Here is a 22,808-nt window from a genome sequence, read left to right on the forward strand (position 1 = left end):
GGGTGGTGCAGGCCCAGGACCGGTGGTGCCGGCTCAGGGGACCGGTGGTGCCGGCTCGGGCCGGAGCCGCCGATCAGTTCGTCGGCGTCGGCGTGGGCTCCGGGTGCAGTGCCTGCTTCACCATCGCGTGGATCTGGTTCCAGTCGGGCTCGAACTCGTCCACGCCGTTCGCGGGGGTGAGGTCGATCGTGGTGAGCTTCTGCTTCTTCGCCTTCATCATGAGGTCGAAGAACTCGGGCAGCTTGTCCTGCGGCAGGTCGGTGTCGACCGCTGAGGTGCCCGCCGCGGCGATCTCGTTGAAGTGCGTGAGCACGTTCTGCGGCGTGAACTGCTTCAGCAGCGCATCCTGCAGCTCGCGCTGACGGCGCATCCGGTCGAAGTCGCTCGTGGTGTAGCGCGAGCGCGCGTACCACTGCGCGGTGTCGCCGTTCATGTGCTGCGGCCCCGGCTCGATCCACCCCGTCGCCCACTCGTCGGCGTTGTCCGGCCCGCCCCACTCCGGCACGTTGCCCTCGGGGAGCCGCTCCTTCACCGTGATGTCGACGCCGCCGAGCGCGTCGATGAGCTTCGCGAAGTCGTTCATGTCGAGGAACACGTAGTACGGGATCTTGATGCCCAGCACGCCCTCTGCCGCGTCCTTCGTGGCTTCCACGGCGGGACGGGATCCATGGTTCTTCGCGTCCGGATAGAGGGACGGTCCGGTGTGGCAGGTCTCCACGGCGTTGGTGAGCTGGTTGATGCCGCTCCCCCAGCCGCAGGTCTCGTCGTCGTGGCCCTGCAGCCCGTCGGGGTACAGGTCGTGCATCGGTCCCGGCGCGAACGGCACGTGCGGCATGTCGCGCGGGATTCCGAAGATCGTCGTCTTCCCGGTCTCGGCGTTGACCGAGACGACGGAGATGCTGTCGTAGCGCATCGAGTCGCGCCCCAGGCCGCTGTCCGCGCCGAGCAGCAGCACGTTGTAGTAGCCGTCGCTGGGCGGCAGGCTCGGCCCGCCGGATCCGAACAGCGTGCTGATCGCGTTGCGGCTGGAGCCGACGATGTTCGCGGCGGAGGCGGTCGCGCTGCCGCAGAGGCCGAGCACCAGCACGGCCACGAGCGGGATGGCGATCTTCGCGTAGTCCCTGGTGCGCACGAGCCGCACCAGGCGCAGCGTGTCGAAGGTGAGCACCACCCACAGCACGATGTACCCGAAGCACAGCACCTGGATGAGGCTCAGCACGATCCAGCTCACCCAGCCGCCGCCGACGGTGAGCCACAGCAGCGCCTGGTGCCAGAGCAGCGCGGTCAGCGCCGCGACGATCACCAGCGCCCACATGAGCAGTGTCGCCCCGAGACCGAACCGGCCGAGCCGGCGGTTGCCGGCCAGCACCTGCGCGGATCCGGGGATGAGCACGTTGAGCACCACGAGCCACCAGCCGCGGCGCGTCATCACCTGCGGCGAGCCGAAATCGGGGTCGCGCATCGGACGCGTGCGGATGAGCCCCGCGCTGGACGCGGAGACCACGCCGGGCCTGGTGAGCATCTGGGTCACAGGCTGTCCTTCAGCCGCCGGTTCTTCTCCTCGACCTGCGCCTCGAGATCGCGCGCATAGGACTCGATCCGATCGGCCAGGGCGGTATCCGCGGTGCCGAGGATCCGCGCGGCGAGGATGCCCGCGTTGCGTGCCCCGCCGATCGAGACCGTGGCGACGGGGATCCCCGCCGGCATCTGCACGATGGAGAGCAGCGAGTCCATGCCGTCCAGATACGCGAGCGGCACGGGCACGCCGATCACCGGAAGCGCCGTGACGGAGGCGAGCATCCCCGGCAGATGCGCGGCGCCGCCGGCACCGGCGATGATCGCCTTCAGCCCCCGCGCGCGCGCCTCCGTGCCGTAGCGGTGCAGCTTCTCGGGCGTGCGGTGCGCGGAGACCACCTCGACCTCGTGCGGAATGCCGAACTCGGTCAGCGCCTCGGAGGCGGCGCTCATCACGCGCCAGTCGGAGTCGGATCCCATCACGACGCCGACGAGGGGCGCGGCGGATGCGTGCAGTGTCCCAGTCACCCGTCCAGGCTACGGGGGGCGGCTGTGAGAACCCCGCTGCGGCGCGCTGGGGCGCGGAAGCGGGACTCGGGCCCTTCGACAGGCCCAGGGACCGGCGCTCAGCGCGTCAGCCGAACGCCGCCGCCGCGGCGCGGGCCTCGGCCAGCACGGCCTCGAGGTCGGACCCGTTCAGGTTCACGTGCCCGACCTTGCGGCCGGGACGCGGCGCCTTGCCGTAAGTGTGCACCTTCGCGTTCGGGCTCGCGGCGAGCGCGGCGGGGACGCGATCCAGCATCTCCGCCCCCTCGGGCCCGCCGAGGATGTTGATCATCACCGACCAGTCCGCGTGCGGGGCGGTGTCCCCGAGCGGCAGGTCGGCGACCGCGCGCAGGTGCTGCTCGAACTGTCCGGTCACGGCGCCGTCCTGGCTCCAGTGCCCCGAGTTGTGCGGGCGCATGGCGAGCTCGTTCACCAGGATCCGCCCATCCGCGGTCTGGAACATCTCCACCGCGAGCATGCCCGTGACATCGAGCCCCTCGGCGATCTCGCGGCCGATACGGGCGGCCTCGGCGAGGTGCGCGGCGTCGACGCCCGGCGCGGGCGCGATCACCTCGGCGCAGACGCCCCCCTTCTGCACGGTCTCCACGACGGGGTACGACACGGACTCGCCGCCCGGGCGCCGGGCGACCTGCTGGGCGAGCTCGCGCACGAACGGCACGAGCTCCTCGACGAGCAGCGCGTCGCCGGGGCCGAGGGTCGCGAACCAGTCCGCCGCCTCGTCCGCCGCGGAGACCACGCGCACGCCCTTGCCGTCGTAGCCGCCCCGGGGCGTCTTCACCACGCCGCGTCCGCCGTGCGCATCGAGGAAGGCCTGCAGCTCGGCGCTGTCCGTGGCCCGGGCCCAGTCGGGCTGCGGGGCGCCCAGCTCGGCGAGGCGGGCGCGCATGTCGAGCTTGTCCTGGGCGAACCGCAGCGCATCGGGCCCCGGGTGCACGGCCACGCCGTCGGCGACGAGGGCGCGCAGCACCTCCTGCGGCACGTGCTCGTGGTCGAACGTGATGACGTCGACGTCGGCGGCGAAACGGCGCACGGTGTCCAGATCGCGGTAGTCGCCCACGGCGGTCGCGGCGAGCTGCGCGGACATGCCCTCGTCCTCCGCGAGCACGCGGATGTCGATGCCCAGCTCGACCGCCGGAGCGATCATCATCCGCGCCAGCTGTCCGCCGCCGATCACACCCACACGCAACGCCATCGGATCTCCATTCCTCGGCATCCATTCTTCCGCATGCGCACGGTCGCCCGGTCCCCGGGGATCTCGCGAGCGCGGGTCGGCCGGAGCGCTCGGCCTCAGGCTCCGAAGCTCGCGGCCTGCGCGTCGCGGTGCGCGAGGATCTGACCCACCTCGATCTGGTCGGCGAGGGTCTCCTGCACCAGGGCGACGTTCGGCACGTCGCGCAGGCGCAGCGGCGCGTCCACGCCGTTGGAGAGCAGGATCGTGCCGGCGCCCACCATGCGCTGCAGCGGACCGCGGCGCACCGTGATCGTGTACCCGCGGGTGTGCGACATCTCGGTGCTGCTGCGGGATCCGATGCCGTCGCGCACGATCACGCGCCGGGTGGTGATCGTGACCTGGCGCGCGAGCCACCCGAAGTACGGCACGACGACGAGCAGCAGCACGATCACGCCCGCGGCAGCCCACAGCATCCAGTCCTTCGCCCAGCCGGCGATCGGCGCGGGGAGGTTCCCGGTGAAGTACCCCGTCGCACCGGCGACGGCGATGAGCACGAGAGCCGACCAGAACAGGTGCCGGGCGTGCGGGTGGAACCGTGCGATGAGGCGTTCCTCGGCCGGCACGCCGGGCGGCGGCGTCAGAGGCCGCCCGCTCAGACTCACCGGTTGGGTCACGGCTCCATTCTGACCGGTTCCGGCGACATCGGCGCCGCCCGGGAGGGTGTGTCCCGAGGCTCGGAACGCTCCGAGGGGTCAGACGACGAGCGCGATCGCGACGCCGTCCCATCCCTTGACGCCGACGGTCTGCAGGGCGGTGGCGTCGAAGCGCGGGTCGCTGCCGAGCAGCTCGAGCCCCGCTCTCGTGCCGAGGACCTTGGAATCGGCGGATTCCGGATCGACAATGTCGCCGTCCCGGCCGATGTTGTCGACGACCACGACGGTGCCTGGATGTCCGAGACGCGCAGCCCAGTCGAGGTAGATCGTGTTCGACTCCTTGTCCGCGTCGATGAAGACGAGGTCGAAGGGCCCCGGGTCCGCGAGGCCCGGCAGCACGTCCGCCGCCCGCCCGACGAGGATCTCGACCCGATCGCCGACGCCCGCCGCGTCGATGCTCGCCCGCGCCACCGCCGCGTTGGCGGGTTCGGCCTCGATGGTGACGACGCGACCGCCGTCGCCGACGGCCCGTGCCATCCAGATCGTGGAGTATCCGCCGAGCGTGCCGATCTCGAGCACCCGCCGCGCCCCGGAGATCCGCACCAGCAGGTTCAGCAGCTTGCCGCTGACGGGCGCGACCTCGATCGCCGGCATCCCCGCTTCCTGCTGCGCGGTCAGCGCGGCCTCGAGCGCGGGGTCGTGTCCCACCAGGGTCTCGGCGAGGTAGTCGTCTGCGGCGCGCCAGTTCGCGAGGGTCGGTTCAGCCATGCGCCCAGCTTCACCGCTTCCGGCATGAGGATCAAGAGCCTGGGACGGGAGGCGGCGCCGAAGGCAGTGTCCGGGGGCGGTCTGCGGCGAGCCCGGGCTGCCGGCGGAACTGGCCAGCGGCGATCAGGACGACGATGACCACGATGCCGACGATCCAGCCGGAGACCCCGAGCGGAAGCACCAGAGCCGGATCCGGCTTCGACCCCGCCGCGAAGAACCAGAGGTACATCGCGGCCGACGCGTTGAGCGCGCCGTGCGCGAACACGGCAGGCCACAGCGAAGCGGACCGCAGCCGCAGCCAGCCGAACAGCACGCCGAGCACGACGCATCCGCCCGTCATCAGCAGCACGCCCGTGATGTCGGTGCGGCCGAAGTTGTAGCCGAGAAGGATGAGCGGCGCGTGCCAGAGCCCCCAGATCAGCCCGCTCAGCAGGAGCGCCGGCCAGGTGCCCCAGCGGCGCAGCGCAGGAACCAGGAAGCCGCGCCAGCCCAGCTCCTCACCGAAGGCGGCGACGGCGTTGACGGTGGCTCCGGCGGCCGGGATGCTCGCCGCCTGCGCCGCGATCAGGACGGCGGTGGGCGGCAGCGGCGTGCCCGCGGGGACCTTCGCGGCGAGGAGTCCCGCGAACCCGGAGAATCCCGCGAGATCGACCGTCAGCCACCCGCACAGCACGGAGAGGGCGGTGCCGGCGAGCACGAGCACGGGCGGCACCAGCAGCCCGATCACCGCCATCCCGACCACGCGCTTCGCGGGCCGGAGCGGCCACAGCCCGAGGAAGCGCAGCCGGGATCCCCGCGGGATCGGGCGCAGCACCGCGAGCACGATCAGCACGGCGAGCGCGGGTGTGTACATCACTGCGGCCATGAGGGGCACCGCATACGGCTCCCGCAGCCCGTCGCCGAGCCAGAGCGGCAGTGCGGCCAGCCACGCCAGGCCGCACGCCAGCACCACGTACGCGACGATCGCGGCCGCGCTGATGCGGACCGGTCCTCCGGCGCCGGTCGCCTCTCCGGTATCGGTCGCGGCGCTCTTCGCCCGCAGCTCGTCAGTCATGATCCGTTCCACCTTCCTCGCGCACTGCGGTCGTCGGCGTGCGATCCAGGTACGCCCGCAGCACCGCCGCACCCACCGCGGCGCCGTCGACCGTGACCACGAGCGGGCGCCTGCCGCGTCGCTCCACCTCGATCGCGGGCCCTCGGCGCAGCACGATGCCGGTGCGCCCGTCGAGGCCGAGCCGCCAGCCGAAGCCGCCGAACTCGCCGAACGGGTTGCAATCGACGGCGCGGACCGAGACGACATCGTCGAGCGGCACATGCACGCGCGGGAAGCCGACCATCGAGCGCACCAGGAGCCCGCCCGGGCCCACGCGCACCCGGAACGACGCGGAGGTCGCGAACGCCACGCCGACCAGCAGCAGCGTCAGGGCCGGAATCCACATCCGATCCGTGAACCGGATCGCCATCACCGCGGTGACGCCGACCACGAGCACGACGATCAGTGAGACGAGGATCACCGCCGGCCGGGACAGGCTCGCGGTCGCCAGCCACACCACGCGCTCCCCGCGTGCGATCGAGTCGATATGCACGGGTTGCAGCGGAGCCGCAGGGGCCGGGCGCACGTGCGGCTGCACCAGCCACCCGACGCCGATGAGCACCACGAAGACCGCGAACGCGCCGACCATCCACCACCCCGCATCGGGCGCACGGGAGGCGTCGGCGAGACCGCGCTGCATGCCCACCGCGCTGAGCACGATCACGGCGCTCAGACCCGAGATCCCCAGGGCCATCGCGGCCAGCAGCCGCGCGGCGCCACCCCAGTGGTCGCGCACGCCGAGCAGGGTGACGGCCGTCATCGTCGCGGGCAGGACCAGGCCCAGCAGCACCGCCATCCAGACGAAGGTGGCCGGCGGACCGTAGCCGTCCGGACCGGACGGGCCCCAGTGCGTGACCGCGGGAGAGGGCAGCTCCGGCAGCCAGGACAGGATCAGCAGGGTCACGACGCCGGAGAGCAGCAGCGGGAGCACCACGCCCACGACGAGCGCGATCAGCCGCGCACGCCTCAGCTCCTGGGTCGGAACGGCCGTCACGTCCTGCGTGACCGGATCCGTGCGATCGTTCATGACCGCTTCCTCTCTCTGCGGCCAGACGCGCGACCGGGCCGGGCACTCATCGCTCCCCCGCCCCTTGCGCGGCGACGAGCGCGGCGAGCGTCGCCGGGGTGAGCCCGAGCGCTGCGCCGCGCCGGACGAGCTCCGCGATGTCATCGGCGACCTCGGCGAGAGGCGCCGCACTGGCGGAGAGCACGGCGCCACGACCCCGCCGGAGGTCCACCAGCCCCTCGTCGCGGAGTTCCTGATACGCGCGCAGCACGGTGTGGACGTTCACGTCGATCGCGGACGCCAGCTCCCGCGCGGCGGGCAGACGGTCGCCGGGGCGCAGACGCCCCGCTAGCACCTCCGCGCGCACGGATGCCGCGATCTGCTCGAACAGCGGGCGCGCGCTGTCGGCGTCGATCCGGATCAGCATTCCGCACCTCCCGCCACCGTGATCGCTTGTACGCAGTTATTCTAGGACAACTAGATCAATTGTGGGACGGATCCCACCGAATCCGCACCGGCAGGGCCGATTTGTGGAAGAGGTCCCGTCGATTCCCCATTCGTCGGCCCCGCACCGACACTGGCAGCATGCGCATGACACCCCGTCGCCTGGCCCTGGGCATGAGTCTCTGGATCCCCAATCTCTTCAGCGGCATCCGGGTCCGCGGCTTCAGCGAGGACTGGACCCGCGCGACGGTCGAGCTGCACGTCAACCTCTTCACCCGCAACTACGTGAAGACGGCGTTCGGCGGATCCATGCAGGCCATGACGGATCCGTACTTCTTCATGCTGGTCATGCACCAGCTCGGTCGCGACTACGTCGTGTGGGACACCCGTGGCGAGATCGAGTTCCTCAAGCCGGGGCGCGGCGTGCTCACGGCGCGGTTCGAAGTGCCGAAGGAACGGGTCGCCGCCATCCGTGCCCGCGCCGAGGGCGGCGCCAAGGTGCTGGAATGGTTCGAGACGGAGATCACGGACCGCTCGGGCGACGTGGTGGCGCGGGTGCGCCGCGAGGTCTACGTCCGCGAGAAGAAGCGGGTCACGGCCGCCAAGGCATGATCGAGCGCTCCGCGGATCCCGGACGGCCCCGCCGATCCCGGATGATGGAGGCATGCCTCTCGCCCGCCGCCTGACCCTCGCCGACGCCGTCGCAATCGGCCTCGGATCCATGATCGGCGCCGGCGTCTTCACCGTGTGGGGCCCGGCGATCGGCACCGCCGGATCCGGCCTGCTCATCGCCCTGGTCATCGCCGGCATCGTGGCCTACTGCAATGCGACCTCGTCCGCCCGGCTCGCCGCCGCGCACCCGGTCTCGGGCGGCGCCTACGCGTACGGGCGCGCGGAGCTCGGGCCGTGGTGGGGCTTCGTCGCCGGCTGGTGCTTCGTGATCGGCAAGCTCGCGAGCTGCGCCGCGATGGCGATGACGGTCGCCGCCTACGTCGCACCCCTCGCGTGGCAGAAGCCCGTCGCGATCGGCGTGGTGGCGCTGCTCACCGCGGTCACCTGCTTCGGAGTGACCCGCACCGCCCGCCTCACCCAGGCGCTGGTCGCGGTCACGCTGCTGGGCCTCGTCGTCGTGCTCGCCGCGGCGGGCGCGGCCCTGCCGGCGGCCTCCCCCGCACCGCTGCCGGGCGGCACCGGGTACGGTGTGCTCCAGGCCGCGGGGCTGCTCTTCTTCGCGTTCGCGGGATATGCGCGCATCGCGACCATGGGCGAGGAGGTGCGCGACCCCGCGCGCACCATCCCGCGAGCCGTCGTGCTCGCCCTGGCCGCCGTGCTGGTGATCTACGCGCTCGTCGGCGGTGCGGTCGCGCTGACGCTCGGCGGGGCGGCCGCGGGTTCCTCCGCGCCCCTGGTCGGCGTCGTCGAAGCGGCCGGCTGGACCTCCGCCACTCCAGCCGTCCGGGTCGCCGCCGCCGCTGCCGCGACCGGGGCGCTGCTGGCCCTGCTGTCGGGGATCGGGCGCACGTCGCTGGCGATGGCGCGGGAGCGCGACCTGCCGTCGGCGCTGGCCGGGATCGATCCGCGACACCACGTGCCCCGGCGTGCGCAGCTCGCGGCCGGGCTTGTCGTGATCGTGGTCGTGGCCGTCGCTGATCTGCGCGGCGCGATCGGGTTCTCCTCGTTCGGGGTGCTGCTGTACTACTTCGTCGCCAACGTGAGCGCGCTGGCCCGCGACCGGGCGGCGGCGCGCGAGCGGCGGACTCGGTGGTGGCCGAGGCCGCTGCCCGTCATCGGCGCATTCGGCTGCATCCTCCTCGTCGCGACGCTCCCGCTGGGTTCCGTGCTGATCGGGACCGGAGTGGTCGCCGTGGGCGTCGCCCTCCGGTCGATCAGGATCGCCCGGGATCGGCGGCGGAGCGGTACGACGAAGGCGTGAAGCCCAGCACCGCGCGGAAGTCGTTCGCCAGGTGCGCCTGGTCGGCATAGCCGAGCTCCACCGCGACACCCGCCAGCTCTGCCTGCGGATCCGTGCGGATCCGCTCCGCCGCTTCCTGCAGCCGGCGCCGGCGGATGATCGCGGCCGGCGAGAGGCCGACATGACGGTGCGCCATCCGCTGCAGGGTGCGCACGGAGACGGCCAGGCGGGCCGCGGCCTGCTCCGGCGTGCGCACGGACGGGTCGGACATCAGCAGCTGCGCCATCGCGTTGGCGTGCCGCGCGGGCGCGGCGACCTCGCCGACCCGGCTCCGCAGCCACGCGCACAGCACGGCGACGGCGCGCTCGCGGTGACCCTCTCCCGACGCCATGGCCCGAGCCACCGCCTCGGGCAGCCCCGGCGCGAGGAACGGCTCGACCCGGTCGAGCAGGGCGCTGGGCGCCTCTGTGAGGGCCGCGACGGCCGCCGGCCTGAGCAGCGCGCCGACGGCCCATCCGCGGCCGCTCAGGTCGCGCGAGGTCGCGCGCGTGGTGGCGCCGGACAGCACCACGCGCGGCTCCTCCACGGCGTCCGACTCGACCACGAGGTTCAGCGCCGGGTACGAGACGAGCTCCTGGCGCGAGGAGCGACCGGGCTCGATGTCCCACTCCGGGATCCAGCACCACTCCACGAGGTCCGCGGCGTCGGAGGTCGGCGGCAGGCGGTGGAACTGCGGCAGGCGCGCCGGATAGAGCACGCCGCGCGTGGGGTCGACCATCCCTCGAGCGTAGAGGGCGGCGCGGACACCGCAGAAGATCGTCAGGCCACCCGATTCGGCCGCAACCTTCGCTCAGGTCGCACTTTCTGCGCCAAGATCCGGGACTTGGGACCGAAATTGCGACCTGAACGACACGGACGCGCCCCACCCGCCCCCCTCGGCACCGCGCACGGACATCTGGCGTGAATCTGCAAGCGACCCGGCCGTGCGCACGCCTACCGTCGGAGGCATGAGCGAAGACACCACCACCACGAACCCCTCGGCCGCGGGGACCACGGGCGTGACCGGCCGGTACACCACGAACGGCCGCCCGAACTCGGCGACCTCCCTCACCCCGTTCCTGGCGATCCCCGACTCCCGCCGTGCGATCGAGTTCTACCGCGACATCTTCGGCGCCCGCGTCGTCGACGTCACCGAGTTCGGCGGCGTGGTCGCCCACGCCGACCTCGACTTCGGCCTGGGCGTGCTGCAGCTGGGCGACCCCAACCCGGAATATGGACTGATCGCGGCCCCGGCGGGCGATGCCGACTGCTACTCGATGGGTCTCTACGTGCCCGACGTCGATGCGGTCGTCGCGCGGGCGGTCGCCGCGGGCGCCACCGTGCGCGAGGCGCCGTCGACGTTCGTGTCGGGCGACCGCTACGCGAGCATCCGGGATCCGTTCGGCGTGCGCTGGTCGATCATGACCCGCGTGGAGGACCTCTCGGAGCAGGAGAGCGCCGCGCGCGTGGCCGAGTGGGCCGCGTCGTTCAGCGCCCCGCAGAGCTGAGCGCCGCCGAGCCGAGCGCCGCAGAGCCCGGGAGCCGCAGAGCAGCGCGCCGCAGAGCGCGCGCCGCAATGGCGGGGTCAGCGCGCCGCAGCGCGCAGCGCACGCTCCGCCGTCGCCGGGGCCGTCGCACGGCCGGCCGTAGCGCGCCCGTCCTGGGCGAGCGCCTCCTCAGCCGCCGCCGTCACCGCGGGAAGAAGCGCCTCCGCGGTGCGGCGGTAGCCGAGCGCGCTCGGGTGGAACCGGTCCAGGCTGAACATCTCCTCGGGCTCGTCGAAGAACATCGTGCCGACGGCCCTGCGCAGATCCACCGCCGTGGCACCGTGCTCGATCGCCGCCTGCGCCTGGGCCGCGGCCAGCCGGCGCGACATCCGCGAGGCGATCGACCGCAGCGGCTGCGGCACGGGCCGGAGCGCTCCGAGGTCGGGGCACGTGCCGACCACGACGCCCGCCCCGAGCGCATGCAGCCACCCGATCGCGTCCTCGAGGTGCTGCACCGAGAGCGAGAGCGGGATCCGATGCGTCACGTCGTTGCCGCCGACAACCACGACGGCGACGTGCGGCAGGTAGTCCGCCTCGAGCGCGGCGAGCTGCGTGTCGAGGTCGGTCGACTCGGATCCGACGATCGCTGCCGTGCGCAGGCGCACCGGCCGATGGATGCGTCGGGCCAGCCCCTTGGCGAGCCGCCCGCCGAGGGTGTCCTTGCGCCGCTGGGCGCCGAGCCCCGCCGCGAGCGAGTCGCCGAGGAGCAGGAGGTCCAGGGGCTCCCCGGGCAGGCGCGGCCGCCACACCCGGTCGGCGTCGAGGGCGTCCTCCCCCAGCGGCTTGCCGATCCGTCGCCGCGCGATGCGCGCCTGCCGCGAGAGCGCGACGCGCACCGCCACCACGGCGCCGGCGATCGCGAGCCCGGCCGCGCCGGAGGCGAGGGACGCGGAACGGATCCGATCGGCGTCGCGCGCGTGCATGCCCCGATCACACCGCATCCGGGTGAACGGCGCGTGACCGCGCGGCGACGATTCCGGGGCGCCCTCCGTCGCGAGCGGCCGCCCTCAGGACAGCGGCTTGGCCTCGAGCGTCCCCACCGCGTCGCCGGCGCGCACGGCGGCGAACGCCGTGTACCCGTCGGCTGCGGCGCGCTCCAGCAGCGCCTTGAGGTTCTTCGTCCGCCGCTCCAGCCGCACACGGGCTCCGTCCGCGATGAGCGACGCCTTGTGCGCCACGAGCTCGGCGACCGGCACATCGGCGTCGTGCACGAGCACGACGGCCTGCCCGGCAGCGTCGTCGGCGGACTCCAGCAGATCCACGATGCGCTCGAAGCCGATCGAGAAGCCCACCGCCGGGACCTGCTGCCCGAGGAAGCGGCCGATCATGCCGTCGTAGCGGCCGCCGCCGCCCAGGGAGTACGACACGGAGGGGTGCGCGAGCTCCATGATGGTGCCGGTGTAATACCCCATCCCACGCACGAGGAACGGGTCGAACTGCAGCGGGATCGGGTCGATCCCCTCGGCGGCCGGACGGGCCGCGGCGACCGCCTCGCCCAGCCCCACGAGGTGGGCGACGAGCTCGTCCGGCGCGTTCTCCGGCAGCGCCTTGCGGATCTGCCTCTCGCCGTACGGGTTGTACTCGAGGGTCTGCGGGCGGCGCAGGAATGCCGCGAACGCGTCGACGGCCGCGGCCGTCGCGCCGCGCTCACGGAGCTCCGCGACGATGCCGTCGGGCCCGATCTTGTCGAGCTTGTCGATCGTGATGAGGACGCCGGGCCGCTCCTCCTCGGCGAAGCCGAAGGAGTCGAGCATCCAGTCCAGTGCCCGGCGGTCGTTCACGCGCACCATGCCGCCGGTGAGCCCGAGCGCGTCGATCGTGTCGAGCGAGGCGACGATGAGCTCGGCCTCGGCGCGCGCCGAGTCGTCGCCGATGATGTCGATGTCGCACTGCACGAACTGGCGGTAGCGGCCCTTCTGCGGCCGCTCGGCACGCCAGACCGGACCGATCTGGATCGAGCGGAACACGCCCGGCAGCTGACCGCGGTTGGTCGCGTAGAACCGAGCGAGCGGCACGGTCAGGTCGTACCGCAGGCCGAGGTCGCTGAGGGCGGCCGGATCCTCGGCGGCGGCGCTGATCGCCTCGGCGTCGAGGCCCCGACGCAGGATGTTGAACGACAGCTTCTCGTTGTCGCCGCCGATCCCGGCGTGCAGGCGGTCGTACTCCTCGACGACGGGCGTCTCGATCTCGTCGAAACCATGGGCGCGATAGCGCTCGCGGATGACGGAGAGCACACGCTCACGACGCGCCTTGTCGGCAGGGAGGAAGTCGCGCATCCCGCGCGGAGGATTGACCGTTGCCACGGTTCCATTCTTCCAGGTCGGTCAGACCCGCTCGGATCCCTCGGCCGCGCGCACCTCGGCCTCCAGCGCCCGGATCCGCACGCGCAGCGCGCGCTCGGCGTCCCAGCCGCGGGTGCGGGCCTCCGCGACCAGCTCCAACAGGCGATCGCCCAGCTGCGCCTCGTCGAGCGGCGTCGCCTCGAGAGCGGGCGCCGGCGTCGGCCCGACGATGGCCGGCGGCGGCTCCTCGTGCGCGTGCGCGGCGGGGTCCTCGACGACCTCGATGCCGGCCTTCGCGGCGCGGCCCAGGATCTTCTGCGCGCGGGCGAGCGCGGGCATGCCCGGAGGGATGCCGTCCAGCACGCTGCGACGCTCGTGCTTCTCGGCGGCCTTCGCCGCGTTCCAGTGCACCAGCACCTCCTCCGGCGTGCGCGCGGTCGCGTCGCCGAACACGTGAGGGTGACGCCGGGTCATCTTCTCGGTGAGCGCGCGGGCGACGTCGTCGATGTCGAACGGGTCGTCGGGATCCTGCGCCGCGATCGCCGCGTGGAACAGCACCTGCCAGAGCAGATCGCCCAGTTCCTCGCGGAGCTCGGACCGGTCATCCCGCTCCACGGCGTCGATGAGCTCTGCCGACTCCTCGACGAGGTACGGCACGAGCTCGCGGTGCGTCATCGCCTGCGACCACACGCACCGCTCGCGCACCTGGCGCATGACCTCGGCGGCCGCGCGGAGCGGATCCGCGCCCGATGCGGCATCAGCGTCCATCTCCGCCCTCCTCGGCCTCGTGGGGATCATCTTCCTCCGCATCCCCGAGAGCGCGGTGTGCCTTCGCCCGCCACGACACGAGCACCGCCGCGACCAGCAGCGCGATCACGGAGCCCAGCAGCACCGCCAGGATCGCCTGATCGCGCACCGCCGGATCCGCGGCGAAGGCCAGGTTGGCCAGCAGCAGCGAGACCGTGAACCCGATGCCGCCCAGCGCGCCGGCCGCGAGCAGGTCGGGGAAGCGGATCGCCGGCGGGGCGCCGCGGGGGCGGATCGTCTGGGCGACCGCGCCGAACGCCGCGATGCCGACGAGCTTGCCGACCGGCAGGGCGACGAGGATCGCGAAGAACGCCGGGGAGAGCTCGCTCACGGGCACCTGCGGGATCACGACGAACGCGGCCACGAACGCGAACAGCGGCAGCACGAGCCCGTTCACCCAGGGCTCGAGGGTGTGCCGAGTCGGATCCGCGACGCGCGGGGCCATCACCAGCCCGAGCATGACCCCGGCGATGGTCGCGTGCACCCCGGACGCCGCGAACAGGCACCACGCGACGATCCCGACGACGACCATCAGGACCAAGAGCACGGGACGGGACCATCCGTCCCGCCGGTACAGGCGGCTGAGCACGGCGAACACGGCCACGGCGACGACGCCGAGCGCGAGCAGCAGCAGGTTCAGGCCGTGCGCGAACAGCACGGCGATGAACACGATCCCCACGATGTCGTCGAGGATCGCGAGCGCGAGCAGGAAAGCTCGCACGGCGGACGGCAGCCCGCGTCCGAAGACGGCCAGCACGCCGAGGGCGAAGGCGATGTCGGTCGCGGTCGGGATCGGCCAGCCGCCCGCTGCGCCGGTCCCTGACCCTGCCGAAGGAGCCGCGATGAGCAGGTACAGCGCGATGGGCACGAGGATGCCGCCCGCCGCCGCGATGGCCGGCTGGACGGCGACGCGCACGCTGTTCAGCTCGCCGCGGGTCAGCTCGTACTGCAGCTCGAGGGCGACGACGAAGAAGAAGATCGCGAGCACCCCGTCCGACACCCAGTGCGACACGGAGAGATCCAGCGGCGTGCCGGGGACGCCCAGATGTGCGTGGAGGACGCCGGCGATCGCGTCGTGCGTGGGCAGGTTCGCCAGCAGCAGTCCGAGTCCTGCTGTCGCGAGCAGCAGGATCGCGGGGAACTGCGGGGATCTCAGGAGGCGAGTCGTGCGGCTCATCCCTGCCACCGTATCGCGCGCGGCGGGGACCCGTGGGGTCCGCGTGGACCCCGTTCGTCATGCGTTCGTCGGCCGTGCCGCGCCGGTTTACGCTCGAAGAGTGACCCCCGACACGACCCATACCGAAGCCATCCGCATCATCGGCCGGTTCGAGGCAGGGCGCGAGCTGCCCGAGGCGATGCGCGCGGACGTGCGCATGCTCGGCGCGCTGCTCGGCCAGGTGCTGCGCGAATCCGGCGGCGAGGACCTGTTCGACGACGTCGAGCGCCTGCGCCAGGCCACGATCGAGGCCTACACCGACGAGTCCGCCGAAGCGTTCGACCGCGCGACCCGCATCGCCGAGGAGTTCTCGGTGCAGCGGGCCGACGAGGTGGCCCGCGCGTTCACCGCCTACTTCCACCTCGTGAACCTCGCCGAGGAGCACCAGCGTGTGCGCGTGCTGCGCGAGCGCGGCGACGACCCCACCTCGACCGACACCGTGGCCGGCGCCTTCGCGCAGCTCACCCGGGAGGTCGGCGAGGACGAGGCGCGCCGCCGGCTGGGCGGTCTGCGCTTCCACCCCGTGTTCACGGCGCACCCGACCGAGGCGCGCCGTCGCGCGGTCTCCTCGAGCATCCGGCGCCTCGCCGAGCTGCTCAGCGAGCACGATGCGGCCACCCCGGGCGGTCCCGAGGCGCACCGCGCCCGCCGACGCATGCTCGAAGAGGTCGACACGCTCTGGCGCACCGCGCCGCTGCGCGCTCAGAAGCCCGAGCCCACCGACGAGGTGCGCACGGTGATGGCCGTGTTCGACGAGACGCTCTTCACGACCGTCCCGCACGTGTACCGGCGGATCGACGACACCCTCCGCGGCGAGGAGTCCGGCTCGTCGGCGCCGATCGTGCCCGCGTTCGTGCGCGTCGGCACCTGGGTCGGCGGCGACCGCGACGGCAACCCCTTCGTGACCGCCGCGGTGACGCGCGAGGCCGCGGCGATCGCGTCCGACCACGTGCTGCGCGGACTCGAGCGCGCGATCGAGCGGATCGGCCGCACCCTCACGCTCGACGCCGAGGGCACGCCCCCGTCGGCCGAGGCGACGGCCCTCTGGGAGTCGCTGCAGGCCGCCGATCCCGACCTGGCGGCCGAGGTCGCCACGCGCTCGCCCGGCGAACCGCATCGCCGGATCCTGCTGCTGCTCGCACACCGTGTGGGCGCCACCCGGCGCGGCGAGGAGGGCGGCTACACCGACCCCGAGCAGCTGCTCGCGGATCTGCGCGTCGTGCAGTCCTCGCTCGACGCGGCGGGCGCGCACCGCCACGCGTTCGGCGGGGTGCAGCACCTCATCTGGCAGGTGGAGACCTACGGGTTCCACCTCGCCGAGCTGGAGGTGCGCCAGCATTCGCAGGTGCACGCGAAGGCTCTCGCCGAGCTCGAGGCGGCCTCGGACGGATCCGGCGAAGGCGGGACGGTGAGCGCCCAGACCGAGGAGGTGCTCGCGGTCTTCCGCACCATCCGGGAGATCCAGCGCACCTACGGGCCGCGCGCGGCGGGGCGCTACGTGGTGTCGTTCACGCAGTCCGCCCAGGACCTCGCGAACGTCCACCGGCTCGCCGCATACGCCTGCGGCGATGACGTGCCCGTGCTCGACGTGGTCCCACTCTTCGAGACGTTCGCCGATCTGCAGGCCGCTCCCGGGATCCTCGCGGAGATCGTCGAGCATCCCGCGTTCGCCGCCCGGCTCGCCGCGACGGGCCGACGTCTCGAGGTCATGCTCGGCTACTCCGACTCGTCGAAGGACGTCGGCCCGGTGGCCGCGAACCTGGCGCTCTACGAGGCCCAGGCCGAGATCGCCGCCTGGGCGCAGCGCGAGGGCATCGAGCTGACCCTCTTCCACGGCCGTGGCGGTGCGCTCGGCCGCGGCGGAGGGCCCGCGAACTCGGCGATCCTGGCCCAGCCGCCGCACTCGGTCGACGGCCGCTTCAAGCTCACCGAGCAGGGCGAGGTCATCTTCGCCCGCTACGGCGAGCCGGCGATCGCGATGCGGCACATCGACCAGGTGACGGCCGCCACGCTGCTCGCCTCCTCCCCCGGCGTCGAGCAGCGCAACAGCGCCGCAGCCACCCGGTTCGCCGACGTCGCCGCCACCATGGACCGCGCGTCGCGGGAGCGCTTCTTCGCGCTCGTCAAGGCGCCGGGCTTCGCGCCGTGGTTCGCCACGGTCACGCCGATGGAGGAGATCGGCCTGCTCGCCCTCGGATCCCGCCCGGCTCGCCGCGGCCTCTCGGTCGAGTCGCTCGAGGACCTGCGGGCGATCCCGTGGGTGTTCGCCTGGACCCAGGCGCGGATCAACCTCGCCGGCTGGTTCGGACTCGGCAGCGCACTGGAGGCCGTGGGCGACGAGGAGCTGCTTCGCACCGCATACCGCGAGTGGCCGCTGCTGCGCACGATGGTCGACAACGTCGCGATGAGCCTCGCGAAGACGGATCCGCGGATCGCCCGCCGCTACCTCGAGCTCGGCGACCGCGACGACCTGGCCGCCCTCGTTCTAGAGGAGATGGACCTGACCCGCTCCTGGGTGATCCGCCTCACCGGCGGCGAGCGCCTGCTGGAGAACAAGCCGATCCTGCAGCGCGCGGTCGCGATGCGCAGCCCGTACGTCGACGCCCTGTCGCTGCTGCAGCTGCGGGCGCTGCGCGCACTGCGCGCCGCCGACGAGCAGGCGCCAGCGCCGGATCCGGAGCTGCAGCGGCTGCTGCTGCTCTCGGTCAGCGGCGTCGCGGCGGGGCTGCAGAACACCGGCTGATCCAGCCCGCCCGCCGGACTCCGGCCGGACTCAGGCGCCGGTCCTCTCACCGAGGGCCGGCGCCTGCCTGCTCGCACGGCGCCCGGACCGTCTCACCAGCCCTCGGTGAGCACCCGGTCCAGCGCGCTCACAACCAGGTCGGCGCTGGCCGGGGTCAGGCACAGCGGCGGCTTGACCTTCAGCACGTTCGAGCGCTCCGACGTGGTGAGCACGATGACGCCGAGCTCTCGCAGCCTCTCGCAGATCGCCGCGGCCTCGGCCGCCGCCGGCTCCATGCTGCGCCGGTCGCGCACGAGCTCCACGCCGAGGTACAGCCCCTCGCCGTGCACGGGCCCGATCAGCGCGTGCTTCTCGGCGAGTGCGCGGAACCCCTCTGCCAGGCGTGCGCCCACGACGCGGGCGTTCTCCTGCAGGCCCTCCTCCACCATCGCGTCGAGCACGGCGATGCCGACGCGGCAGCTGAGCGGGTTGCCGCCGGCGGACGAGAAGAACTGCCCCTGCGTGGCGAGCGCGTCGGCGACCCGCTGCGAGGTGATGACGCCGCCGATGGGGAATCCGTTGCCCATCGGCTTGGCGATCGTGATGATGTCCGGGACGACGCCGGACTGCTCGAAGCCCCAGAACGTGGATCCCATCCGCCCGAACCCCACCTGCACCTCGTCGGCGATGCACAGTCCGCCCGCGGCGCGCACCCTCGTATAGGCGTCCGCAAGGTACCCGTCCGGCAGCAGCACGCCACCGGCGTTGCCGAGCACCGACTCGCAGATGAACCCCGCCGCGGGCCGGCCCTCCCCCGCCAGCCGGTCCAGGTCCGCGCCCAGATCCGCGGCGTACCTCGCGCCCGTGTCCTCGCCCCGATACGTGCCGCGGAACCGGTTCGGCACGTCGGCGACATGCACCCAGTCCGGCCGCGTGGCGAGCGCATCCGGGTTGTCGTAGGCGCTCGTGGTCACGGCATCGCTGGCCATGGTCCAGCCGTGGTAGGCCTCCCGCAGCGACACGACGGTCCTGCGCGCCGTCGCCGCCTGGGCGAGCCGCAGCGCGAGATCCACGGCCTCGGATCCGCTGTTGACGAGAAGCACCGTGTCGAGGGCGTCCCGGTCGGCGCCCGCACGGCGTGCCTCGTCCGGCAGCAGCGCGAGCAGCCGCTCGCTGTACTCGGCGAGCTCGCGGTACAGGAACCGCGAGTTGGTGTTCAGGATCCGGATCTGCCGGTTCACGGCGTCGGCGATGCCGGGGTGCCCGTGGCCGAGACCCGTGACGTTGTTGACCATGTCGATGTACGCGCGGCCCGTGGTGTCGACGAGGTGATGCCGCCAGCCGCGCTCGATCTGCGGCGGCCGCTCGTAGTAGCGCTCCTGCGCACGGGCGAAGATCCGCTCCCGGCGGGCCAGCTCGGCGGGCGCCTCGTCCTGCTGGGCGACGGAGGGCAAGCCGAGCCAGGGTGCCGGGTCCGCGCTGAGCCGGCGCCACGCGGGGACGAGGTCCGGGACCACGAACGCGGCGTCGACGGCGGGCGTCGACGGCGGCGAGACGTCCGCGCGGAGGATCGAGACGACGAGGGTGCGGGCCGTCGCACTGGCCGGGATCGTGCCGATCTCCTGCCCCGCCTGGACCGCGGTGCCGGCGGCAGGAGCGGTGTCCGCGCCGCGGAGCTCGCAGACCCAGCCGTCGTCGAGCGCGATCCGCACCGCGCCCGATGCGGACGCACCGACCCGCCCGGCGATCGGTGCGGTGATCGGCAGCCGGCCGCCCGCGGGAAGGTGGATCACCGTGCCGACCGGCCAGGTCGCCGCCGCTTCGGGGCTGTCGATGCGCGTACGCGTGAGCCGGAAGACGCCATAGGGCATGACGGCCGCCGCTGCGCCGCCATCAAACGCGGCACGGACGAGCGCGTCCTCCGCGTCGGGTGCGAGCCAGGCACCGGAAGCAAGGTCCTCGGCCTCCACTCCGGGATCCAGGATCGCGACCTCGCCCTCGAGGCCGGGCAGCAACGACGCGAGCCGGGATCCATCCAGCACCGGCGCCGAAACCGGGGAGGGAGCGGCGACACCGAGCCGGTCCAGGACGAGCTCCACGGCCTCGACGAGAGGCACGGCCGTGGCGGCGTCGAAGATCGCCTGCTCTCCGGCGATGCGCTCGCGCGCGTAGTCGTTGCCGCCGTCGATCTCGAGCTGGCGCCAGCCGCTCGCCACGAGCAGGGCCGCGCGCAGCACGATCAGCGGCCAGACGGCCCGCGCCTCGGCGTCACTGAGCGGCGCATCGGCGTGGAACGCCGCGATCGTGTCGAGTACGCGCCACGGCCGCTCGGGCTCATGGTGCAGCATCGACGACGCGCATACGGCGAGCTCCGCGACCCGCCACCCGAGTGCCAGGTCGCCCAGGTCGAGCACCGTGCGCGGGTGCAGCCGCGTGTCCGCCCCGCGCTCGCCCATGACGTTGTCGTCGGTGAGGTCGCCGTGGATCGGCTGCACGGGCAGATCCGCCGCGACGCGCTGCAGCAGCGACTCCGCCTCGGCGATCGCCGCGGAGACGCGGTCCTGCAGCGCCGGCTCCGCGATCGAGGGCAGCAGGCGCCGGGCCTCGTCCGCGGCCACCCGCATGTCCCACATGTGCGGGCGGTCGAGCCCGGGATGATCCAGCGCGGCGAGCGCGTTCACCGAGGCAGCCGCGAGCGATCCGAACTCCCTCAGCACCACGGGCGCGAAGTAGCCCGCGTCGACCATCGGCTCGCCGTGGGCGAAGGCGCTGCGCCGCACGGAGAGACCGCGCCAGCGCTGCGTGAGGGCGCCGTCGAGGCCCGGCAGCGCGGCAGGCACGGTGACACCGGCCGACCGGTACGCGTCGAGCGCCGCATGCTGCGCGTCGCGGGCGCTGTCACCGAAGACCGGGTTGTCGACCCGGAGCACGCTGCGGGCGCCATCCGCCTCGGTGAGCAGGAAGTTGCGGTCCTGGTTGCTGCCGAGCTCTGACGCCGTGACGGCGACGCCCCAGTGCTCGCGGGCGATGGCGACGGCGTCGGACACGGTGACATCGGGGCGCACGAGACCCCCAGTGGGCTGTTCGGGCACAGCAGTCCCTTCGTTCGAGCGGAGGAGAGCGGTGGAGGGCGACCCGTGGTCGCTCAGAGTGCGTGGTCGTCGGAGTGCCGGGCGAGCGATCGCGCGTAGCGCTCGGTGAGCTGCACCATGAGATCGGGCGTCGAGCGGTCCACACCGAACACGTAGCCGGGGAAGTCGAGCTCGTGCTGCGCCTCCCAGATCTCCTCGTGGCGCTCGGGCGACAGGATCCGCACGGGCGCCCCCACCGCGACCCAGCCGATCGGCACCACGGTCTCGGGCGGCAGTGTGGTGCGCAGGTGCACGACCGCGTTGATGCGCACCTCGCTGCGCTCGCCGATCACGGCGCCGTTGAAGATCCTGGTGCCGGTCGCCAGGAACACCTCATCCGCGATCGTGGCGCCGGAGATGCTCGCCATCGGGCCCACCAGTACGTGGTCGCCGATATGCACGGGGTTGGCGGCGGTGGCGCGGATGAGCGCGTTCTCCATCACGATCACGTGCTCGCCGAGGGTGATCGGACCGCCCTCGGCCGTGATCACGGCGCCGTGCAGCACCTGGCAGTTCGGGCCGATCGTCACGTCGCCGGAGATCACGGCGGACGGAGCCACGACGGCCGTGTCGTGGATACGGGGCCGAGCCCCGAGGTGCTCGTACATCATGCCGCCAGACTAGCGGCGGTTGCTCAGCTCCGGCGGCGGTTGCTCAGGTGCGGCTGCGGTTGCCCCGGATCAGGCCGAACACGAGGGTCGCGAGGAACAGCACGATCCCGAGCACGGCCAGCCAGACCAGTCCCTTGACGACGAAGCCGAGGATCGAGAGCCCGAGCCAGACGATGAGCAGGATGATCAGGAGTGTCCACATGCGATGACTCTCCCGCGCTCGAGGAACACCGGCCACCCCGTTGACGTGCCGGGCCCGGTGCGCTAGAAGTCGGGGCGCTCTTGCCCTGACCTCTCAGGGTCTGCCAGTGTGGCAACATGCAATGCCGATGACCGGATCCTTCCCCGCCGCCTCGCTTCCGTCCTCGCACGGGTGTCGCTGCTTCCCTCCGATCGAAAGTCATCGCCGTGTCCTCCTCTCCCTCTTCCCTGTCACACGCCGAGCCGCTCCCGCTGGCCGGCAGGACCGCACTGGTCACCGGCGTCTCACGTCGTCGCGGAATCGGCTACGGCATCGCGACGGCGCTCGCCGCGCTCGGCGCCGATCTGTTCCTGCACCATTACCGTCCACACGATCTCGCCCAGCAGACGGGCGCCGACGACCTCGACGCCGTGCGCGCAGGCGTCCGGGCGGCACAGGCTCACGGCGCTCGTCTCGGAGACCTCTCGGCGGACCTGCGGGACCCCGACGCGATCGAGCCTCTGTTGGACGCCGCGTCCGCGCTCACCGGGCGCCTGGACATCCTCGTCTGCAATCAGGCCATGAGTGGCGGCGACGGAAGCATCTACGACATGACAGCAGACCGACTGGACGCGCACTGGAAGGCCAACGCGCGCGCCTCGCTGCTGCTCACGGCGGGATTCGCACGGCGCCGCAGACGCGACCTGGGAGGCGGTGAGGCGGTGGCAGCCCGGCCCGGCGACCGCGGCGGAAGCCTCGGCCCCTTCCCGGCGCCGACGGGTCACGTGATCTGGATGACCTCTGGCCAGGGGCACGGCGCGATGCGCGGCGAGGTCGCCTACGCCACGAGCAAGGCAGCGCTCGCCGGCATTACGCGCACCGTCGCCGCCGAACTGCTCGAGGTCGGTCTCGTGCTGAACACCGTGAATCCCGGTCCGGTGAACACGGGCTACCTCGATCCGGAGACAACCGACCGCGACCTCACCGACTACCTCGCCTGGCTGCCGACCACCCCGTTCGGACGGGTGGGCCGCATCGATGATCCCGCGCGGCTGATCGCGTGGCTGTGCAGCAATGCCGGCTCGTGGGTCGTGGGGCAAGTGCTCACCACGGACGGCGGATTCTCGTTGTGATGACCTCGGA

21 protein-coding genes are annotated in these 22,808 nt (G+C 72.7%); 5 read left to right on the plus strand and 16 right to left on the minus strand.

Annotated elements, in window-relative coordinates; genetic code table 11:
* Positions 1 to 73: 73 nt before the first annotated feature.
* From AERO9AM_RS12945 to AERO9AM_RS12980, 8 genes are all read right to left on the minus strand, one after another.
* On the minus strand, positions 74 to 1,522 hold the full coding sequence (locus AERO9AM_RS12945) for an LCP family protein (protein WP_159577539.1): 1,449 nt from the start codon (positions 1,520 to 1,522) through the stop codon (positions 74 to 76).
* A gap of 5 nt (positions 1,523 to 1,527) precedes the next feature.
* On the minus strand, positions 1,528 to 1,995 hold the full coding sequence (gene purE, locus AERO9AM_RS12950) for a 5-(carboxyamino)imidazole ribonucleotide mutase (RefSeq protein ID WP_159577540.1): 468 nt from the start codon (positions 1,993 to 1,995) through the stop codon (positions 1,528 to 1,530).
* Positions 1,996 to 2,149: 154 nt separating this feature from the next.
* Positions 2,150 to 3,274 carry a 5-(carboxyamino)imidazole ribonucleotide synthase gene (locus AERO9AM_RS12955; RefSeq protein ID WP_159576507.1) on the minus strand — a complete coding sequence of 375 codons (1,125 nt, stop codon included), beginning with the start codon at positions 3,272 to 3,274 and terminating at the stop codon, positions 2,150 to 2,152.
* Between the two features lie 95 nt (positions 3,275 to 3,369).
* Positions 3,370 to 3,927, minus strand: a complete 558-nt coding sequence (locus AERO9AM_RS12960) for a PH domain-containing protein (RefSeq protein ID WP_159576508.1) — start codon at positions 3,925 to 3,927, stop codon at positions 3,370 to 3,372.
* 78 nt (positions 3,928 to 4,005) lie between these two features.
* Positions 4,006 to 4,674 (minus strand): O-methyltransferase, encoded by a 669-nt coding sequence (locus AERO9AM_RS12965; protein WP_159576509.1) that lies wholly within the window; start codon positions 4,672 to 4,674, stop codon positions 4,006 to 4,008.
* Positions 4,675 to 4,705: 31 nt separating this feature from the next.
* Positions 4,706 to 5,728, minus strand: a complete 1,023-nt coding sequence (locus tag AERO9AM_RS12970; protein WP_159576510.1) for a CPBP family intramembrane glutamic endopeptidase — start codon at positions 5,726 to 5,728, stop codon at positions 4,706 to 4,708.
* Entirely contained in the window at positions 5,721 to 6,794 is a 1,074-nt protein-coding gene (locus AERO9AM_RS12975) for a DUF1648 domain-containing protein (protein WP_159576511.1), read from the minus strand. The genes AERO9AM_RS12970 and AERO9AM_RS12975 overlap by 8 nt, the downstream gene beginning before the upstream one ends.
* A 46-nt stretch (positions 6,795 to 6,840) precedes the next feature.
* Positions 6,841 to 7,200 (minus strand): GntR family transcriptional regulator, encoded by a 360-nt coding sequence (locus AERO9AM_RS12980; protein WP_159576512.1) that lies wholly within the window; start codon positions 7,198 to 7,200, stop codon positions 6,841 to 6,843.
* 158 nt (positions 7,201 to 7,358) lie between these two features.
* On the opposite strand from AERO9AM_RS12980, the gene AERO9AM_RS12985 reads away from it, so the two are divergent.
* Both AERO9AM_RS12985 and AERO9AM_RS12990 read left to right on the plus strand, forming a co-directional pair.
* On the plus strand, positions 7,359 to 7,829 hold the full coding sequence (locus AERO9AM_RS12985) for a DUF4442 domain-containing protein (RefSeq protein ID WP_159576513.1): 471 nt from the start codon (positions 7,359 to 7,361) through the stop codon (positions 7,827 to 7,829).
* Between the two features lie 52 nt (positions 7,830 to 7,881).
* A complete protein-coding gene (locus tag AERO9AM_RS12990) occupies positions 7,882 to 9,150 on the plus strand; it encodes an APC family permease (protein ID WP_159576514.1) in 1,269 nt (422 codons plus the stop codon).
* Here AERO9AM_RS12990 and AERO9AM_RS12995 read toward each other — a convergent pair.
* Complete coding sequence (locus tag AERO9AM_RS12995; RefSeq protein WP_159576515.1) at positions 9,104 to 9,907, minus strand: helix-turn-helix domain-containing protein; 804 nt, start codon at positions 9,905 to 9,907, stop codon at positions 9,104 to 9,106. The two genes, AERO9AM_RS12990 and AERO9AM_RS12995, sit on opposite strands and share 47 nt — an antisense overlap.
* 229 nt (positions 9,908 to 10,136) lie before the next feature.
* Between AERO9AM_RS12995 and AERO9AM_RS13000 the strand changes: the two genes are divergently transcribed.
* Positions 10,137 to 10,676: a VOC family protein gene (locus AERO9AM_RS13000; protein WP_159576516.1), complete on the plus strand. Its 540-nt coding sequence runs from the start codon at positions 10,137 to 10,139 to the stop codon at positions 10,674 to 10,676.
* Positions 10,677 to 10,753: 77 nt separating this feature from the next.
* Here AERO9AM_RS13000 and AERO9AM_RS13005 read toward each other — a convergent pair whose 3' ends face one another.
* From AERO9AM_RS13005 to AERO9AM_RS13020, 4 genes are all read right to left on the minus strand, one after another.
* Entirely contained in the window at positions 10,754 to 11,638 is an 885-nt protein-coding gene (locus tag AERO9AM_RS13005; protein WP_159576517.1) for an SGNH/GDSL hydrolase family protein, read from the minus strand.
* A gap of 84 nt (positions 11,639 to 11,722) precedes the next feature.
* The gene (locus AERO9AM_RS13010; protein ID WP_236602707.1) at positions 11,723 to 12,991 is read right to left on the minus strand and encodes a histidine--tRNA ligase; all 1,269 of its coding nucleotides are present in this window, start codon (positions 12,989 to 12,991) and stop codon (positions 11,723 to 11,725) included.
* Between the two features lie 48 nt (positions 12,992 to 13,039).
* A complete protein-coding gene (locus AERO9AM_RS13015) occupies positions 13,040 to 13,765 on the minus strand; it encodes a MazG family protein (protein ID WP_201298636.1) in 726 nt (241 codons plus the stop codon).
* The gene (locus tag AERO9AM_RS13020) at positions 13,755 to 14,981 is read right to left on the minus strand and encodes a Na+/H+ antiporter NhaA (protein ID WP_159576520.1); all 1,227 of its coding nucleotides are present in this window, start codon (positions 14,979 to 14,981) and stop codon (positions 13,755 to 13,757) included. Before AERO9AM_RS13020 ends, AERO9AM_RS13015 begins: the two co-directional genes overlap by 11 nt.
* Positions 14,982 to 15,159: 178 nt before the next feature.
* Here AERO9AM_RS13020 and AERO9AM_RS13025 point away from each other — a divergent pair, with 178 nt between their 5' ends.
* The gene (locus tag AERO9AM_RS13025; protein WP_236602708.1) at positions 15,160 to 17,763 is read left to right on the plus strand and encodes a phosphoenolpyruvate carboxylase; all 2,604 of its coding nucleotides are present in this window, start codon (positions 15,160 to 15,162) and stop codon (positions 17,761 to 17,763) included.
* Between the two features lie 92 nt (positions 17,764 to 17,855).
* Here the strand turns inward: AERO9AM_RS13025 and AERO9AM_RS13030 are convergent, their stop codons facing one another.
* The 3 genes from AERO9AM_RS13030 to AERO9AM_RS13040 are packed head-to-tail and all read right to left on the minus strand — an operon-like array spanning position 17,856 to position 21,686.
* Positions 17,856 to 20,834, minus strand: a complete 2,979-nt coding sequence (locus tag AERO9AM_RS13030; protein ID WP_159576522.1) for an aminotransferase — start codon at positions 20,832 to 20,834, stop codon at positions 17,856 to 17,858.
* Positions 20,835 to 20,887: 53 nt separating this feature from the next.
* Complete coding sequence (locus AERO9AM_RS13035) at positions 20,888 to 21,484, minus strand: gamma carbonic anhydrase family protein (protein WP_159576523.1); 597 nt, start codon at positions 21,482 to 21,484, stop codon at positions 20,888 to 20,890.
* 43 nt (positions 21,485 to 21,527) lie between these two features.
* Positions 21,528 to 21,686 carry a hypothetical protein gene (locus tag AERO9AM_RS13040; RefSeq protein ID WP_201298637.1) on the minus strand — a complete coding sequence of 53 codons (159 nt, stop codon included), beginning with the start codon at positions 21,684 to 21,686 and terminating at the stop codon, positions 21,528 to 21,530.
* A 206-nt stretch (positions 21,687 to 21,892) separates the two neighbouring features.
* Here AERO9AM_RS13040 and AERO9AM_RS13045 point away from each other — a divergent pair, with 206 nt between their 5' ends.
* On the plus strand, positions 21,893 to 22,798 hold the full coding sequence (locus AERO9AM_RS13045; RefSeq protein WP_236602614.1) for an SDR family oxidoreductase: 906 nt from the start codon (positions 21,893 to 21,895) through the stop codon (positions 22,796 to 22,798).
* Positions 22,799 to 22,808 lie beyond the last annotated feature (10 nt).

The organism is Microbacterium sp. 8M, assembly GCF_902506375.1.
GTDB lineage: Bacteria > Actinomycetota > Actinomycetes > Actinomycetales > Microbacteriaceae > Microbacterium.

Bases quoted from the DNA above. Each gene is read 5' to 3' on its own strand.
- AERO9AM_RS12955 (WP_159576507.1), bottom strand. From the start codon at position 3,274: ATGGCGTTGCGTGTGGGTGTGATCGGCGGCGGACAGCTGGCGCGGATG.
- AERO9AM_RS13035 (WP_159576523.1), bottom strand. From the start codon at position 21,484: ATGATGTACGAGCACCTCGGGGCTCGGCCCCGTATCCACGACACGGCC.
- AERO9AM_RS13040 (WP_201298637.1), bottom strand. From the start codon at position 21,686: ATGTGGACACTCCTGATCATCCTGCTCATCGTCTGGCTCGGGCTCTCG.
- AERO9AM_RS13025 (WP_236602708.1), top strand. From the start codon at position 15,160: ATGCGCGCGGACGTGCGCATGCTCGGCGCGCTGCTCGGCCAGGTGCTG.
- AERO9AM_RS12980 (WP_159576512.1), bottom strand. From the start codon at position 7,200: ATGCTGATCCGGATCGACGCCGACAGCGCGCGCCCGCTGTTCGAGCAG.
- AERO9AM_RS13000 (WP_159576516.1), top strand. From the start codon at position 10,137: ATGAGCGAAGACACCACCACCACGAACCCCTCGGCCGCGGGGACCACG.
- AERO9AM_RS12990 (WP_159576514.1), top strand. From the start codon at position 7,882: ATGCCTCTCGCCCGCCGCCTGACCCTCGCCGACGCCGTCGCAATCGGC.
- AERO9AM_RS12970 (WP_159576510.1), bottom strand. From the start codon at position 5,728: ATGACTGACGAGCTGCGGGCGAAGAGCGCCGCGACCGATACCGGAGAG.
- AERO9AM_RS13010 (WP_236602707.1), bottom strand. From the start codon at position 12,991: ATGCGCGACTTCCTCCCTGCCGACAAGGCGCGTCGTGAGCGTGTGCTC.
- AERO9AM_RS13015 (WP_201298636.1), bottom strand. From the start codon at position 13,765: ATGGACGCTGATGCCGCATCGGGCGCGGATCCGCTCCGCGCGGCCGCC.
- AERO9AM_RS12975 (WP_159576511.1), bottom strand. From the start codon at position 6,794: ATGAACGATCGCACGGATCCGGTCACGCAGGACGTGACGGCCGTTCCG.
- AERO9AM_RS13020 (WP_159576520.1), bottom strand. From the start codon at position 14,981: ATGAGCCGCACGACTCGCCTCCTGAGATCCCCGCAGTTCCCCGCGATC.
- AERO9AM_RS12945 (WP_159577539.1), bottom strand. From the start codon at position 1,522: ATGCTCACCAGGCCCGGCGTGGTCTCCGCGTCCAGCGCGGGGCTCATC.
- AERO9AM_RS12995 (WP_159576515.1), bottom strand. From the start codon at position 9,907: ATGGTCGACCCCACGCGCGGCGTGCTCTATCCGGCGCGCCTGCCGCAG.
- AERO9AM_RS12965 (WP_159576509.1), bottom strand. From the start codon at position 4,674: ATGGCTGAACCGACCCTCGCGAACTGGCGCGCCGCAGACGACTACCTC.
- AERO9AM_RS13005 (WP_159576517.1), bottom strand. From the start codon at position 11,638: ATGCACGCGCGCGACGCCGATCGGATCCGTTCCGCGTCCCTCGCCTCC.
- AERO9AM_RS12985 (WP_159576513.1), top strand. From the start codon at position 7,359: ATGCGCATGACACCCCGTCGCCTGGCCCTGGGCATGAGTCTCTGGATC.
- purE (WP_159577540.1), bottom strand. From the start codon at position 1,995: ATGGGATCCGACTCCGACTGGCGCGTGATGAGCGCCGCCTCCGAGGCG.